Below are 16502 nucleotides of genomic sequence, written 5' to 3' on the forward strand. Positions count from 1 at the left end.
GTTATACTCTCCTTCCTAAGCGGTTATTTTGTTTCACTTGTTGTCGTTGTAACTCTGTTGCTAAATAAGGCGCCGTAGTAGCTGCGACAACTTTTCCATCTAACGTTGACTCTACTGTCACAAATAATGGTCGATTGTATGCATCATTTTCTAAACGATGGTCAATCGTTGCCGTGAAGTTTCCTCGACCAGCTAAGTCCAAGGCAAAATCATTTAACAGCGGTAAATCTAAAATAGAAGCCATTGCTCTACTAACGGCTGTTTCGCCTGCATAAATCCCCGTGGCAATTGTGCCGCCGAAATTCAATTTATGCAAATCAGATAAGGGACCTTCTTTTGCTGGTGAAAATGGTAAAAAGTTACGAATTTTACTGACGACCCCATCGATTGCTTCTTTGGCTTTTCCTATTGCGCCTGTAATTCCATCAGCAATCATGCCGACAATATTCGCACCGGCATCGGTGAATTTTGAAAACCAACCTTGGATTGCTTGCCAAGCACCTTCAATTACAGAACCAATGGCATTTTTTACCTGATCGGCTGCATTGGTAACCCCATTTTTGATATTTTCAACTAACTGTCCGCCCGAAGCTAACAGTTGACCAAAATAAGAACCAATCTTCGTGATCATTTGTGAGATTAATGTTCCTGCTGCGGACAGCAAGGCACCCAATAGACTGAGTACACCATTAATTAAGGCTTGAATCAGTTGAATCCCAGCACTTAATAACTGTGGCAACGCATTGATTAACGCACCCATTAAAGCGGTAATTAGCGTAATTGCTGCAGTAACCAGTTGCGGTAAAATTGAAATAATCCCTTGGATCAAGGCCATTAGCAATTTGACACCTGCGCTGATGATTTGTGGTAAGGCACCAATTAAGGCATTTACCAATGTCAAAATTAAGGTAATAGCTGCCGCAACTAAGGTTGGTAAAATCGAAATAATTCCTTGAATTAACGCCATTAACAATTTGACACCTGCGCTGATAATCTGTGGCAAGGCACCTACCAACGCAGTCACTAACGCTAGAATAATCGTCAGCGCTGATTGAATTAACTGAGGTAAAATCGTCATAATCCCAGTGATTAATGCCATCAAAATTTGTAAACCAGCAGTCAAAATCAACGGTAACATAGTAACAAATGCATTGACTAAGGCTGTGATAATTGAAACACCTGCTGTAACTAGCATTGGTAACGCTGTGACAAAAGCTGTCACTAATGTAGTGATGATGTTAATCGCTGCAGTTGTAATTGTTGGCAAGGCGGTGACAATCGCATTAACTAAAGTCATTAATAAGCTCAAACCAACTTCTATCAACATTGGTAAGACTGTTGTAATCCCCTGAACCAACGTAGTAATAATTTGTGTTGCCGCTTCAATTAAAACGGGCAAATTGGCAACGATCGCACCAACAATTAACGTAATTAAACTAGATAACGCGGTGACGATGCTTGGAATAGCTTCTGTTATTTTCCCGAGAATACTGGTTAAGACGGTTGTAAAAAGTTGTATAACTTTCGGTAGATTAGCCGCAAGCATTGTTGTAACCGATGTAATCGTGTTACCTAAATTATCAAAGACTTGGGTAATACCACCCGCACTCAAATCACCGGTTTTCATCCAGGCCGTCACGAATGAAACAATCAAGGAAATAATTAGACCAAACGGCCCAGAAATTCCTAATGCAGCCAGTGCAACTTTTGTCAGAACTTTTACCAAAAGACCAACCGCTAAACCAGCTTTGTCAAAGGTGCCACCAAATTGCCCTAATAAGTTACTACCTAATTGCAAACCGCTGGCAAAAACGCCTGCTAGCACACGACCAATTGTTGAAAAAATAGTCGCCATTTTCTCTAAGCCTACTGCAAAAAATTGTTTAAAAACTGCCATTACTTGCTGAAAGGCCGGCTGGATCTGTTGTAGCAGTCCTACCAATTGGCCAAACGCCGCTGAAACAGCTCCTTGAATGGCACTAGCTAAGCTATTGATACTATTTCTAAATGTTTCATTGGTTTTATAGAAATAAATAAACGCTGCTACCGCTGCTAAAACGGCTGCTACAATTAAAATTAATGGTCCTCCACTTAAGGCACTAAAACTAGCACTTAGTTTTGATAAGCCACCACCTAACTTCCCAATGTTTCCTTGTACAAGAGCCAAACCAGCACTAAACTGTTGAAATTTTTGCTGAGCCATCGTTACCATAATCAGCATGGGCCCAATGGCGGCTAAAATACCCATAATGGCAACAATAAAAACTTGGACGGGTTTTGGTAATTTGATAAATAAATTCACCAAAGCTGTAATGCCTTTGACGACTGTGATAACCACTTGAACCAAAATTTCCATTCCTGGAGCCATCACGCTTTGAATCACTTGTGCCGCCGCTTCAAATGATTGATTCATCTGAGTCAATGCCCCTTGCAACTCGCCTTGCAATGAATCAGAAATCCCTCCTGCACTGGCCATAATCAGTCCTTGCATTCCTTGAAATTCGCCACTGACCCCAGCACCGACGCCCATAGCTGTTTTTAAAATGTTCAGCATAGGTAAGGAAACGGCACTAGTCATGGCCGTCCCAAAGCTCAGCATATTATTTTGTGCATTAGTAAAGCCATCAGAGGTTTCTTTCCCCGCTTTTTTAGCTGCTTCACCGGCTTGTTCAGCAGAATCTGTTAACGCTGTGTTCATTTGATCTGCTGCCTTTGCTGTTTCGTCTCCTGTTTTTTTCACTGTTTCTCCAGATTGTTGCATGACGGTTTTAAATGTGTTCATGACCGTGGCTGACTGATTGACACCCGCACTAATTTTCCCTAAATATCCACTTAATAAGGCATACTCACCGCTCATACTTTTTAATGCTTGTTGGACGCCTGCAAGGCTTTTCTTTGCCTCCGATAACGGCGTTTTTTCTTTGTCATTCTCCATCTACTCTCCTCCCTTCTCGATAGCGGCGTAGACGCTCTGCCACAGTGGCAAGTTGCGTTTTTTTCCGCTCATTTAATTTTGTTCGTTGTGGCTGGTTAGCTGCCAGAACTTCAGCAACTCGTTTTTCATAATCATAAAAACTTTTAAAGCTTTCAAAAACGGGTTTTCCTTTTTTGTTTGTCGCTTGCGCTTTAACATTTAAGTAGGCAAGCTCGTGCCTTTTCCGCTCTTCATCTACTTCTGCTAAATTAAAAGCAATCATTCGTAATTCAAATTCAGACATGGTCATCCGATCCACTTCTTCAAATGAGCGACAGCCTAAGTAGCGAAAAGCAGAAAGAGCGATGTCGTGATACACGTCATCGCTCGTTTTAATTAGTTGGTCGCTTGCGCTTCTGCTTTCTTCGCTTCTTTGCTGAACTGATCGATCATTGGTTTTGTAAGAGGTTGCTTTCCCATTTCTTTAAGCAAGTCATCTGAAAGTTTTTTGACATCTTGGGTCATTAACCATGCTTCAATTTCCGACTTACCTATTTTTAATTGCCCACTTTGTAAAGCTTCCATGATGTCAACTAAGATTACTGGATTGTATTGGCGTAAATAAATCATTGCTGAACTGATGCCCATGCCGAATTTGGCAGCGCCATTTTCAATTTGGTAACGTTTATCTAATTCGCGAATCGCGCCAATCGTAAATTTCACTTCAATTGTTTTTCCGTTAATCTCTAAATTCATTTTTTATCCTCCTAAAATTCAACACTTTTTTGATTATGCGCCAGGTTGTGGTGCTTTATCTGGAACGGTATCTTGGAACGCATATTGTGCTTCCGCAATAATATCTGCTTCTACTGTTGCAAAGCCATCTTGTGGTTTGCCATTAATAGAGGCTTCTGTTTCGATTTCTACTAATTCTTCTACATTGGCTGGTAAACTCCATGAATTTACATAACCTTGGGCATAAATTGCTGGATATTTACCTTCCGCATTTTTTTCACCTTTTAAATCAACATCCCAAAATTCCATTAAGATGCCATCTTCAACTGCGTCTTTCATGTATAAATTTTCATCATCGCGAGAGGCTAAACCGCTTAACGATAACGTAACTTCTAAACCAGAAACAGCATTCGCAACGCCATCTTTTGTTTGCGTACCGCTCGATTCACGTGAGAATTCCCATTCATGTTCAATTTGAAATAAGGGTTTCATTGCTTTCTTTGTCGCTGCTTCATCCAAGCGACGAACTAATAAAATACGGTCTTTTCCTTGCATAACTTCTCCCATTGATAATTCCTCCTAGTAAAATTGCATGTGTAATGGTAGTACAGCATGCCAAATTGTTTTTTTCATTTGTTTGGTATCTTTTACCATTTGTGCTTTGACTTCTTGATGTTTGATACCCCAATTAAAATGAGCCGTTCGTTTTAAGTTACTAGTTGCCTGCCGTAAAATCGTTCCTTTAATTGTAGAAATTTGTTGTCGTTCAGATAACGCACCATAAACATGCATTATTAATTCAATCTCTCCCAAAATAGCTGATTTAGTTGGCTTAGGTAATTCTTTACTATCACCTAAGTAAACAAATGGCTGATCTGGTAAATCTGTCGGCAGTTCCTCTAGCAACAAAAATCCTGACGTCTGGCAGATTGCAACAAGGGCTTCATATAACTCTTGTTCCGCTTCATTCATTTTTAGCGCCACCTTTCCATTCAAAAAATTCAGGATTGGTTAACAAATTGGCTCTCTTCTAGTCAAAATGAAGGATTTTGAAAGTAGCCGGCATTTTCTGCTCCTTCATAGCTGACACAAGAAAGCAGTCAAAATTATAGAATTCCGTGTCTTCATTTTTTTGGTTGCCTCACGTTTATCTATCTCTTTCGACACTATTAATTTACCATGTTGACACCTGAAAAAATTCCACGCTTTTTCCATGTTTACATCCCTAGTTCATCCGCCACCGCTTCAAAGAAATGATTTCTTAATTTATAGGCTTGGCTTTTACTAATAAATAATTGCTGGGCAAGTCCAATTAATGTTAAAGAGGGCCGTTTTTTCATATATAGTTCTTCAATAATCACGCGCGTTTGTTCATCCGCTTCAGCTAAACAATTTTTGATAATGTCTCGATTTCTCTCTAAGTTCCACAGACGACGATCCATAGCTATCGTAATCGCCATTCGTTCGGTCACTACAGAGTGAAGTCCTTGTCCTCTAATACCAGCATTTAAATCTGCTTCTTGATAAGGGTGCCGTAATTCTTCTTCCCGTTGCCGGATATACTCATCTGTTTTATAAAAGTCTGCTAAAATATCTTTGATATAATTAAATGTTGACGTACGCATTGGTTAATCTCCTTTACTTTTGTTCATTTAAAAGTGTTAATCGATAAATAAAATAACACTCTTTCGACATGTCTAAGCCGTGACGAATCGCTTCATCTGAATAACCGAGCCAAATTAAATAGAGATACTCGCTTTTTGTAAACGATGCGGCCTTGATGGATTGGATGGGTCTTGATTGATCCATCGACCAATTACCGATTGCTTGTCCTAATTCTTGAATTTCCTGCATAATAAGTTTATTTTTTTGACTTGCCCAATCGGGATATTGATTCATTAGTTGTACGAGTCGTTTTCTTTTTTGTGCTTTTTCGCTTTGTTGCTTTGAAATATCTTTAAATACAACGCTTTTCATTTCAAATAAATCTTTTTTACGTTTTGTTAAATTACTCATGTTTACGGCCTTCTCTTTCACCAATTAGATAACCTAACATTAGTGTCATTGTCCAAAAGATAAACCCAATAATAATTGTTAACATATTTATTTCACACTCCTCATTCGTTTGTCTGTTGTGTCTTTATATTGGAAAACATAGCCACTGGCGTGCTTCATTAGACGAGAAATAATGCGTGTTCCATAGGCCTCCACCAGTTGTTTTCCAGAAAAATTAGTAGTAAAAATAGTTGCTTTATTCTGTCTAGCTTCTAAAATTCGGTTTAAGATGTCATTGTTAAAATCCGTACTAACTTTATTTTTAATTCCTAATTCAGCACCTAAATCATCTAAGACCAAAACGTCTGCTTTTTTCATTCTAGTAATATACGCTTGAGCCTTTGCTTGGCTTTTGGCCGATTCATTCATGGACATTTTTAGTTTTTCTAATAACTCAGAGTAGCTGACAAATAAACAATACTTTTGATATGCAGAGCGTTCTAAGACTTCAACTAAAATACTGATAGCCAAATGACTTTTACCGACACCAGGTTTCCCTGAAAAAATAACGTGGATTGGCTTTCCTTCAACAATCGCTGAAACTGTTGCTAAGGCCCGTTCTTTTGCTTGTCTTGTTTCTAATTCAGTGGTTTGGTAATTGGTTAAGCGACATTGCCGTAGCGCATCATCAGCAATTAAGGACCCTTGATGAAAAAATTTTTGTGTACGCGCCATAAAACTCTCTTGAGAACGTTGCTGAGTGGCTTCGTGTTCATGTTTTTTTAGCATTTTATACCCACACGACCAACAAGTTGGGGCACAACGTTCTGTGCCATCTTTATTTTTTTGTTGCCAAACATATTGTTCACTGCCACATTCAGGACATCGGTCTTCAACTTTTTCTAACAATTGACTCAATAGTATTTGAAAAGTTTGATCTGTCGCATGCATACTGATTTCCTCCTTTCTTTAAAAACCTAACTCTTGATATTCTTCTGTCATTTGCGGCGCGTGCTCCGACACTTGTTTTTTATCATTTACTAGAACTTCATGTACGGATAAATAATTTTGTTGCTCCCAACTTTTCAAAATAGCATTTACATAGCCGTAATTCCGTTTATTTCGATCGACGGCAATTCCTAAAGCATGCAAGATTAATTGGCATGCTTCCTCTTGGCTAGCCCCTTTTTGTATAAAATCTTGCAACCAATACTTAAAATCTTGGCTTGTTTTTGAGGCCAGTGTACCAAAGCCGTTTTCCTCATAAAAATGATAAATCGTCTTTAAACAATCGTTTTCTGAACTACTACCTTGACTCTGACCTAACTTAGACTGGACTATGCTTTCCTGTGGTAACCGTTGGTAGTCAGCTGGTTGACCACTGACAGACGATTCTGCTTTAAACGTATAAGCTTTGCTATTTTTTTCAACAATCTGATTTTTCTCTTCTTGATACAAGGTTGGTTTGTAACGATCACTGCGAATATAATTATGAATTTTCCAATGTTTGATAACGATCACACCACTTTCAAATACTAGAATAAATTTTTTAACCATTAGCAATTTTAGATCGTCTTCCCCACAACCAACCATTCGCTGCAATTTTTTGGGATTATTGATAAATCCATCATCATCGGCACGCATCGCTAAATGAAAATACAGGGCCTGACTTGATAAGGGCATATCTAAAAACGCATCACTATCAATAATCGTTTTTGCAAACATGCGTCGTTCTGCCAATCCGCTTCTCTCCTTTTAACTAAATTATTGTTACTCTGTCAGTAATTCCATGAGGCCAATCATACCAATCACGATGGCCCCAATTTTTATTGAGACACTGCTTATTAATAAAATAATTGCTAAAAGTAACATATCCGACAACGTTTTTTTATAGTTCCGACTCATTTCTTCACCCTTTCTACAAAGATACGGTTTTCCGAACAAATTGCTTAAAAAAATTTGTTCAGTTAACCGAACATTTGAATGGCTCTATCTTAGCACCAAATATTTTCACTGTCAACTCGTAAGTTCGGTTTTATGAACCGGTGATTTTAATTGCGATTGTTACTTGCCTTCTCTAAACAGGTATAGTATACTTTGAGGCAATAGGAGGTTCGGAAATATGAACATTTTTGCTATCCGTTTAAAAGAGGCTTTAACAGCCAAGAACATCAAACCTAGTGATTTAGCGAAAAAAACTGGCATCGGTAAATCTTCAATCAGCGATTGGCTAGCTGGTCGTTACGAAGCAAAACAAGACAAAGTTTATCGCATTGCAGATGCATTAGACATTAATGAGGCCTGGTTGATGGGGCAAGAAGTTCCCATGGAAAAAAATGCCTCAACTATCGACCGCATTTATAAAAAATTAGAGCCCCAACGACAAGCCATCGTTTATCAATTTGCCGAACAACAATTACACGAACAACAAACGCAAGCAGAAATTCTCTCATTCCCTCGCCGTGACGAAATGACACTGGCTGCCCACGCTGGGGATCCAGAAAAGATATTTTCAAAAGAAGAAATCGAGAAAATTCACGATTACTTGGATGAAATTGATGCCAAATATCAACAATCGATTTCTTCTGACAAAAAAGAGGATTAACTTCCCATCTACTCTTTTTATTAAGTAATGGCAGGTGAATGGTAAAGTGAATGATTATGAAAAACTCGTCAGTTCCATTCAAAAGGATGTGACGGTTTTAGAAATTGATTTATACAATCAAACAGGTTGTTATGGGTTGTATCGAAATGGCAAAATTTATATTGAAAAAACATTGAGTACCCGTCAAAAGAAGAACATTTTAGCCGAGGAATACGGGCATTATCAAACATCCGTTGGCACTATTTTAAATCAAAATTGTACAGAAAATCGGAAGCAAGAGTTGAAAGCCCGCAATGTGGCCTTAGAGCAATTAGTTACATTAGACGATTTAATTCGTTGCTCTGAAGCTGGCTTAAGCAACCATTATTCTTGTGCTGAATTTTTGGAAATCGATGTTGAAACATTAAAAAATGTGATTACGTACTATCGACAAAAGTATGGCGCCACTTATCTTTATAAAGGACGGATTTTTGAATTTAGGGATTATTCTGTGATGGTATTAAATACTGGGTTAACTTAAAAAGCATGGAACAAAATCAATAAGGATTTTGTTCCATGCTTAAAAGTATTCTGGAAAATTCAAGAGCGGTTTTTGTACCAATGGTTAATATGTCCGACGCCAAGCATAAGATTGGGGACAAGTATAAGGACGAATATAAATGACGGCCAAAATCCGATGAACTGAATAATATGTTCCCGCATACTATGTAGTACAAAGAAGAAAAGAAAAAAGTACAGGGAACTCTTGCCTGAACCCATTTCTTTTAAATAACGATCTCCATTTTTATAGAAAACAACAATTCTTTTCATCTTTGCACCTCCATGACTATTTTATCAAGAAATCATGAAAAGAAAAAGCACACCATTCGTCTGGTGTGCTTTTTCTTTTTAATTATTCACCTTGATTCAACTTGCGAATCAACTCATCAATGTGATTTCCGTATTGGACAGATTCGTCTCTTTCAAAAATCAACTCTGGTGTTTTATACAAGGTTAACCGTTGTCCTAATTCTTTACGAATCAGTCCTTTAGCTTTGTCTAAGCCTTGTTGAGCTTTTTGTTGTTCGGAAGCTAAATCAGATAACAAGCTGTAATAAATGGTTGCTTGTTGTAAATCACCGGTCACACGAACATCTGTAATAGTGATGCCTTGGACGCGTGGATCTCTGATGCGTTTGTTCAAGATATCATTCACTTCACGCATGATTTCTTGACCTACACGACGGTCACGATAATTTGCCATAGTGTCTTCCTCCAATTACTAAAATTATTGTTTGATTTCTTCCATAATGAAGCCTTCAATCGCATCATCTACACGTAAATCATTGAAGTTTTCAATCATAGCACCACATTCAAAACCAAGTTTGACTTCTTTCACGTCATCTTTAAAGCGTTTCAAGCTTGCTAATTTACCTTCATAAATAACAATACCATCACGAATGACACGAACGCCACTATCGCGGCGAATAAAGCCTTCTGTAACATAACAGCCAGCGATTGTGCCAACTTTAGATACTTTGTACAATTCACGAACCGTCATTTGACCCGTAATTTTTTCTTCAAATTCTGGATCTAATAACCCTTTCATCGCTGTTTCGATTTCTTCTAGGGCTTTATAGATAATACGGTGTAAACGAATATCAACTTCTTCTTGTTCTGCTTGTTGTTTCGCTTGTGGTGTTGGGCGAACGTTAAAGCCGATAATAATCGCATTACTTGCTGCGGCTAAAGTTACGTCGCTTTCATTGATGGCCCCAACTGCCGCGTGAACAATTTTCACACGAACGCCTTCTACATCAATTTTTTGTAAACTTGCTGAAACGGCTTCGGCAGATCCTTGTACGTCTGCTTTGACAATGATATTAACTTCTTTTAATTCGCCTTCTTTTAGGCTTTCAAATAAGTTATCCAATGTCACACGGCTACTTGCTGAACGTTGTTCAAGCAACGCACGTTTAGCCCGTTCTTCCCCTACTTGACGTGCTGTTTTTTCATCTTCAAAGACCACAAAACGATCACCCGCTTGAGGAACATCATTTAATCCGGTAATTTCTACAGGAGTTGCGGGTCCTGCTTCTTTATCACGGCGGCCCATGTCATTGGTCATCACACGAACACGTCCGTAAGTATTACCAACAACGATTGGATCACCAACATGTAAAGTCCCTTGTTGAACGAGTAATGTCGCAACCGGACCTTTACCTTTATCTAAGCGCGCTTCAATCACTGTTCCAATTGCTTTTTGCGTTGGATCAGCTTTTAAGTCTTCTACTTCAGCAATCAATAAAATATTTTCCAATAGCTCATCAATGTTTTGATTGAATTTCGCTGAAATATTGACGAAAATCGTATCTCCGCCCCACTCTTCAGGAATTAATTCATGTTCACTTAATTCTTGTTTCACATGATCAGGGTTCGCACCAGGCTTATCAATTTTGTTAACTGCTACAATAATTGGCACTTTTGCCGCTTTGGCATGGTTAATCGCCTCGATTGTTTGTGGCATTACTCCATCGTCCGCTGCAACAACTAAGATGGTAATATCAGTGATGCTGGCACCACGCGCGCGCATACTAGTAAAGGCCGCATGTCCTGGTGTATCTAAGAACGTAATTGGTTTGCCATCAATATCTAACTGATAGGCACCAATATGCTGCGTGATTCCGCCCGCTTCACCTGAAGTCACACGAGAATGGCGCAATGTATCTAATAATGTTGTTTTCCCGTGGTCTACGTGTCCCATGATTGTGACAACAGGGGGACGTGTAGTTAAGTTTTCTTCAACAACTGCTTCCGGTTCGAAGAATTTATCAATGTCCGCAATATCAACTTGGACTTTTTCTTGCGGTTCCATGCCATAGTCCACAGCTAATAATTCAATTGTATCTTTATCTAAGGCTTGGTTTTGGTTAACCATGACACCCATCATAAATAATTTTTTGATGATTTCCGCTGGTTCGCGGTGGATTTTTTTCGCAATATCCGCCACGTTCATACCTTCTGTATATTCTAAAACATCTGGTAATTCACGGAATTTACGTGCTGGTACTGCTGGCTTCGCTGATTCTTGTTGATGTTTGCCTTTTTTCCCTTTTTTGTTGAAACGATTGCGGTTTTGGTTATTAAAGTTATTCCGGTTATTACGATTTTGACCGCCACCAAAATTGTTGTTACGGTTTTGGCCGCCACGATTTTGGTTGTTCCCGCCATTGTTATTTTGGCTTGTCCGATTTTGATTCGTTGTAGAACCGTTATTGTTTTGGGTATTGCGGTTTTGATTGTTTGTATTTGTTTGATTGCTACGGTTTTGTGTGTTGCTTTGGCCGTGACGATTTTGGTTGTTGTTGTTTCTTTGTTGTCCATTCGTTGATTGGTTTTTTGGACGATTTTGGTTATTTCTTTGTTCACCAGGTTTATTGTTCATTGGTTTCTTATTGGCTGGTTTATTTTGTGTTGTTTGTTGCTTTTGGTTGTTTGTTGCTTTTGATTGAGTATTTACGGTACTTCCTCCTCCGAATGCTTGACGAAGCTTTGTTTCTTGCTCGGAACTAATTGCGCCCATATGGTTTTTAACATCCATACCTAATTGATGCGCTTTATCGACAACGTCTTTGCTTGCTTTATTCATTTCTTTTGCTAGTTCATAAATTCTTTTTTTTCCCATGCAATCACCTTCCTAACCTTTTAGTAATTCCTTGATTTTGGTGGCAAATCCTGCATCAGTTACTCCGATAACCATTCGTGGTCGCCCAATCGCTTGGCTGAGCTCGAATTGACTGAACAGTTCGCTAACAGGAACATTATAATAAGAACTTTTGTCCTTGATTTTCTTTCTAGTATTCTCACTGGCATCTTGTGCAACAAACACAAATTTCGCTTTGTTTGCACGAATATCTTTAAGGGTTAATTCCTCACCTGTGACTAATTTACCGGCGCGCATTGCTAAACCTAAAAGGTTCAAAATTTTGGTTTTATTTTCCATCGCCAAACAACTCTTTGCGGGCTTTTTGATGTGTTACATAATCCAATAGTTCTTGATAAAATTCATCACTTAATTTTGTTTCTAAGACACGATCAAGAATTTTTTTATCCCAAGCTTTTTGGACTTCCGCAGGATCCAAATCAACGTAAGCGCCACGTCCAGGTAATTTACCAGTTGGATCTAAGGCCACTTCACCTTCTTTGGAGCGAGTAATTCTGACTAATTCTTTTTTCGGTTTCATTTCGCCTGAAACAACCGATTTACGCATTGGAATTTTTCTCTTTTTCATTTTTTCACCCTCCAAAAACGTTATTCTTGTTCAGGTAATTCTTCTGTAATTTCTGCTTCAACAACTGCTTCTTCAGTAGCCAAGTTTTCGTAATCATCTGCCGTCATATCTGAATGGATAATTGCTTCATCCATTTCTTCTGCCACTTCGGCAACTTCTTGATTGGCTTGTTGTTCATAAAATTCAGCCATATCAGATTCTGATTTGATATCAATTTTATGGCCCGTTAATTTAGCAGCTAAGCGCGCATTTTGACCACGTTTACCAATTGCTAATGACAATTGATAATCAGGTACAACAACTGTACATGCTTTGCTATTTTCTGGATCAAAAATAACATCTAATACTTGAGCTGGATTCAAGGCATTACTAATATAAATAGCTGGATCTTCGTTCCATTCCACAATATCCATATTTTCGCCTTTTAATTCATTCACAATCGCTTGGACACGTTGGCCTTTTGGACCAACACAGGTACCCACTGGATCAATATTAGGATCTGTTGAACGAACGGCTACTTTTGAACGATCGCCAGCTTCACGAGCGACGCTTACGATTTCAACAATTCCATCATAAACTTCTGGAATTTCTTGTTCAAAAAGACGTTTTAGTAAATCTGGATGACTACGGCTTACAAAAACTTGTGGGCCTTTTGATGTGTTTTCAACACGTGATACGTAAACTTTAATCCGATCATGCGGTTGGTAAAATTCATTTGGCATTTGATCTTGTTTTGATAAGACTGCTTCGATTTTGCCTAAGTTTACATAAATATAACGACGATCTTGACGTTCAACAATTCCTTGCATGATGTCATTTTCGTATTCGCTAAATTCATTATAAATAATTGTTCTTTCTGCTTCACGGACACGTTGTAAAATTACTTGCTTTGCTGTTTGGGCAGCAATGCGGCCAAAGTCTTTTGGCGTAACCTCAAAACGAATTTTGTCGCCGATTTCATATGCCCCATTTAATGCAACGGCATCTTTTAATGAAACTTCCAGTTGTGAATCAAATACTTCTTCTGTTACTTCTTTGACAGCATATACGTGAATATTGCCTTTTTTTGGTTCAAATTCAACTTCGACGTTGCTTGCTTGTCCATAATGTCTTTTATATGCAGAAACTAAAGCTGCTTGTAACGCTTCAATCACCGTATCTTTAGGAATCCCTTTTTCAGCTTCTAATACGTCTAATGCATTTAACATTTCTTTGCTCATTGTTTTTCTTTTCCTCCTATGGATTCGTTAAAGCTGAACGAGTGGTTCTTCTTCCAAGGGAAAAACTTCTCGTTAAAACTTGTCACAGGCCTAGCTAAAAGTAAAACTTTTAGTGGACCCTTTTTTACATTCGAGTCTGTTGATTAAAATTGAATGGCTAAACGAGCTTTTGCGATATTTTTACGTTCAAAAGTCATTTCCTTCACTCTGGTTTTAATTTTTACACTTAATGTTAATTGTTCTGAATCAAGATGGACTAAAGTACCCTCAATCTGTTTTTCTCCATCAACTGCTTGATAAAGAGAAATATGAATGTACTTGCCTACCGCTTGTTCATAATCGCTTTCTTTCTTTAACGGACGTTCTGCTCCCGGAGAAGAAACTTCCAGAAAGTACGCTTGCGGAATTGGATCTGGATCCATTGCATCTAGTTTTTCACTTAATTTTTCGCTGACAAAGGCACATTCCTCAATATCAATGCCACCTTCTTTATCGATAAATACTCGTAAAAACCAATTTTTTCCTTCCTTAACAAACTCTACTTCCACAAGTTCAAAATTTTGTTCTTCTAAGATTGGTGTGACTAACTTTGTTACAGTTTCCACAGCACTACTCAAAATTTTCGCCTCCTTCGAGATTGATGTAACGAACCGTGTCCTGATGACTTTTCCATCAAAAAGAGTGAGCAGAAATCCGCTCACTCCCAACTAGTATCATTACGCTAAAGATAGTATAGCACAGAACCACTCCAAACTCAAATGAACAAGCTAAATCTCTCGAAATTTGCACATTTTGTCTCGATTACTGAAACTATCTAAGCGATTATTTTTTCGTTTTAAAATAGATAAATAATCCTTGAATCAAAAGAAGGCTACCTAAGAAAAGAAACGCGTTTTCTTTTGTTTCTCCTGTTTTTGGCAATTCCTTATTACGAATCGCCTGTTTTTCAATGGTTATTGAAGTAGTTTCTGTGGTTGAATTCGTGGTAGTATCTGTTGTCCCACTCGTTGGTGGTGTGGTACTTTCTATAGGTTTTTCTGGCGTATAGTGATTAGTAAATACTTGACCTCCATCATACTGAGTAGTCGCCACAAGATTTCCTAAAAGCGCCTCGACGGTTACTTGAACTTGAAGGTTGTGCGTATCGTAGGAAACACCTGCCTGTTGCGTGTTTACTTCCCGAATGGTGTATTGATAGTTTCCAGGAGTTTCAAAGGTTAATGGTGAAAATTGAATTTTCCCTAAAGTATCGTTACTAACCGTTTCTAGTACTGTACCTTTCTCATCTAACAATTCAAATTGAAATTCAGCATCCTTTAGTGGTTTTCCTAAAAGAACTTTTCCAGCTAAAAATGAAGCAGAGACTGGTTGATATGAAATCTTATGATTCACAACAGTTTTCAGTGCAACTAAGTTTTTACCAAAGTCTTCAGGTGTTATTGAAATCTTGTTTTGCGAAAGTTGGTAACCGATAGGTGCTTTGGTTTCTACTAAAGTATAGTTATCTTTTAACAAGCCTTTAACAATCGCTGTTCCGTTTTGATCTGTTGTGATTTTGGCCACTGTTTGATTGGTTGAGTTACGAATGAGTTCAAACTCTGCACCTGCTAAACGCTGTCCCGCTTCATCTTCTTTATGAATTTCAACAACATATTGCTCACCATTGGCTTCTCCACCACCCGTTTGTGAGACACGACTCACTTCGACTTCTTCCACCACCGTTTGATTTTCTGTTAATTTTGCATAATTTGTGAAGGTTTCACCTTTTTCGGGAAGATGATCGATTTTGGTTTTATAGGTGATACGATATTCATTAGTCCCAATATTGCCAAAATGCACCGAAAAATTGCGGTCACCAGGACCATACTGGACAGACAACTGACCAGTTATATCTTCCTCTGACGTGAACTGCCAAATAGCATTTCCATCCAGTGTCCATTGTCCTCGTTCAATTTTCATAGTGTCTTTGATATAACTTAAACTTGCTGTTTTTAGCACATCTTCCACTTCTAAATCAGTATACGTTTGCCCTGTTGGATTAATCCGTAGTACATTGTAAATTTCGGTTGGATCGTCTTCGATAAACCACGAATACTTGCTAAATTTTTCGTTAACATCATCGCCTTCACCTTGGTAATCAAGATCGCCAGCAAATATTTTTTCCCCTTCCACCGTGACGTAAATAGGAATCTTGGATTCATTTTCGACATTTTCGAAATCAATCAAACTTGTAAAATATAAAGACCCACTAATATTGGCATGGTTTTCTACGTAATCTGTATACGTTAACGTGACCGTTTTATTTGCTACATCGGTCTGTGCGATTGCAACCACAGCACCTGTATCATCTACTACATTAAAGGTCATATTTTTCTCGAGACGTAGCTCTTCGGGTAAAGTGATCACACTCGTATCCCCACTATTAACGGTATTATCCGGTAAGTTGAACTCAATTCGGAGGTAGATGTCTGTATATTGATTAATGGTCCCAAGTGGGTTCCCCTCTTTGTCCGTTAGTTGAATCGCTGTCACAATGTTGCCCACTTGTTTACGCGGTATTACGTTTGGCGTAGCAGAAATTTGATTGGTTTCACTGGTACTAGTTGGTTCCGTTTGCGCATATCCTGTTTCAAGTTTCAGAAAAGGCGTTATCAGCGTCGACAAAAGAATGAAAAACATTCCCCAATAGACAAAACTTCTTTTTTTCATTTTTATTCAATCCTTCCTATCTAAAATAATTGGTTAGGTTTATACTATCAAGG

The 16502-nt window shown here is 38.3% G+C and carries 19 protein-coding genes; 2 read left to right on the forward strand and 17 right to left on the reverse strand.

The window, feature by feature from the left end; genetic code table 11:
• Position 1 precedes the first annotated feature (1 nt).
• From IGK96_RS08040 to IGK96_RS08085, 10 genes are all read right to left on the reverse strand, one after another.
• A complete protein-coding gene (locus IGK96_RS08040; RefSeq protein ID WP_104846653.1) occupies positions 2–2935 on the reverse strand; it encodes a phage tail protein in 2934 nt (977 codons plus the stop codon).
• Positions 2925–3293 (reverse strand): hypothetical protein, encoded by a 369-nt coding sequence (locus IGK96_RS08045; RefSeq protein WP_002361692.1) that lies wholly within the window; start codon positions 3291–3293, stop codon positions 2925–2927. The genes IGK96_RS08040 and IGK96_RS08045 overlap by 11 nt, the downstream gene beginning before the upstream one ends.
• 17 nt (positions 3294–3310) lie before the next feature.
• Positions 3311–3670, reverse strand: a complete 360-nt coding sequence (locus tag IGK96_RS08050) for a tail assembly chaperone (protein ID WP_002357848.1) — start codon at positions 3668–3670, stop codon at positions 3311–3313.
• A 33-nt stretch (positions 3671–3703) separates the two neighbouring features.
• Entirely contained in the window at positions 3704–4216 is a 513-nt protein-coding gene (locus IGK96_RS08055) for a phage major tail protein, TP901-1 family (RefSeq protein WP_002381948.1), read from the reverse strand.
• A gap of 12 nt (positions 4217–4228) precedes the next feature.
• Positions 4229–4645 (reverse strand): hypothetical protein, encoded by a 417-nt coding sequence (locus IGK96_RS08060; protein ID WP_002382237.1) that lies wholly within the window; start codon positions 4643–4645, stop codon positions 4229–4231.
• A gap of 221 nt (positions 4646–4866) precedes the next feature.
• Complete coding sequence (locus tag IGK96_RS08065) at positions 4867–5274, reverse strand: RinA family phage transcriptional activator (protein ID WP_002360491.1); 408 nt, start codon at positions 5272–5274, stop codon at positions 4867–4869.
• Between the two features lie 13 nt (positions 5275–5287).
• Positions 5288–5686 carry a hypothetical protein gene (locus IGK96_RS08070; protein ID WP_016617899.1) on the reverse strand — a complete coding sequence of 133 codons (399 nt, stop codon included), beginning with the start codon at positions 5684–5686 and terminating at the stop codon, positions 5288–5290.
• A gap of 66 nt (positions 5687–5752) precedes the next feature.
• On the reverse strand, positions 5753–6595 hold the full coding sequence (locus tag IGK96_RS08075; protein WP_085443146.1) for an ATP-binding protein: 843 nt from the start codon (positions 6593–6595) through the stop codon (positions 5753–5755).
• Between the two features lie 18 nt (positions 6596–6613).
• Positions 6614–7369, reverse strand: coding sequence for a DnaD domain protein (locus tag IGK96_RS08080; RefSeq protein ID WP_016617897.1), 756 nt, complete (start codon positions 7367–7369; stop codon positions 6614–6616).
• Positions 7370–7414: 45 nt separating this feature from the next.
• Complete coding sequence (locus IGK96_RS08085) at positions 7415–7549, reverse strand: hypothetical protein (RefSeq protein WP_002360495.1); 135 nt, start codon at positions 7547–7549, stop codon at positions 7415–7417.
• 217 nt (positions 7550–7766) lie between these two features.
• On the opposite strand from IGK96_RS08085, the gene IGK96_RS08090 reads away from it, so the two are divergent.
• Both IGK96_RS08090 and IGK96_RS08095 read left to right on the forward strand, forming a co-directional pair.
• The gene (locus tag IGK96_RS08090) at positions 7767–8249 is read left to right on the forward strand and encodes a helix-turn-helix domain-containing protein (RefSeq protein ID WP_002371257.1); all 483 of its coding nucleotides are present in this window, start codon (positions 7767–7769) and stop codon (positions 8247–8249) included.
• A gap of 34 nt (positions 8250–8283) precedes the next feature.
• Complete coding sequence (locus IGK96_RS08095) at positions 8284–8769, forward strand: toxin (RefSeq protein ID WP_002382232.1); 486 nt, start codon at positions 8284–8286, stop codon at positions 8767–8769.
• A gap of 372 nt (positions 8770–9141) precedes the next feature.
• Here IGK96_RS08095 and rbfA read toward each other — a convergent pair whose 3' ends face one another.
• From rbfA to IGK96_RS08130, 7 genes are all read right to left on the reverse strand, one after another.
• Positions 9142–9492, reverse strand: a complete 351-nt coding sequence (gene rbfA, locus IGK96_RS08100) for a 30S ribosome-binding factor RbfA (RefSeq protein ID WP_002360497.1) — start codon at positions 9490–9492, stop codon at positions 9142–9144.
• A 24-nt stretch (positions 9493–9516) separates the two neighbouring features.
• On the reverse strand, positions 9517–11913 hold the full coding sequence (gene infB / locus IGK96_RS08105) for a translation initiation factor IF-2 (RefSeq protein WP_113821058.1): 2397 nt from the start codon (positions 11911–11913) through the stop codon (positions 9517–9519).
• A gap of 12 nt (positions 11914–11925) precedes the next feature.
• Positions 11926–12231 carry a YlxQ-related RNA-binding protein gene (locus tag IGK96_RS08110; protein WP_002357860.1) on the reverse strand — a complete coding sequence of 102 codons (306 nt, stop codon included), beginning with the start codon at positions 12229–12231 and terminating at the stop codon, positions 11926–11928.
• Positions 12221–12520, reverse strand: coding sequence for an RNase P modulator RnpM (gene rnpM, locus IGK96_RS08115; RefSeq protein ID WP_002363794.1), 300 nt, complete (start codon positions 12518–12520; stop codon positions 12221–12223). The genes IGK96_RS08110 and rnpM overlap by 11 nt, the downstream gene beginning before the upstream one ends.
• 20 nt (positions 12521–12540) lie before the next feature.
• Positions 12541–13740 (reverse strand): transcription termination factor NusA, encoded by a 1200-nt coding sequence (gene nusA, locus IGK96_RS08120; RefSeq protein ID WP_002360499.1) that lies wholly within the window; start codon positions 13738–13740, stop codon positions 12541–12543.
• Between the two features lie 143 nt (positions 13741–13883).
• Positions 13884–14357, reverse strand: a complete 474-nt coding sequence (rimP, locus tag IGK96_RS08125) for a ribosome maturation factor RimP (RefSeq protein ID WP_002357863.1) — start codon at positions 14355–14357, stop codon at positions 13884–13886.
• A gap of 205 nt (positions 14358–14562) precedes the next feature.
• Positions 14563–16449 (reverse strand): Ig-like domain-containing protein, encoded by a 1887-nt coding sequence (locus IGK96_RS08130; RefSeq protein WP_033624929.1) that lies wholly within the window; start codon positions 16447–16449, stop codon positions 14563–14565.
• Between the last annotated feature and the right edge of the window lie 53 nt (positions 16450–16502).

Origin of the sequence: Enterococcus sp. DIV0682, from assembly GCF_051712685.1 — a bacterium.
Taxonomy (GTDB): Bacteria; Bacillota; Bacilli; order Lactobacillales; family Enterococcaceae; genus Enterococcus; species Enterococcus faecalis.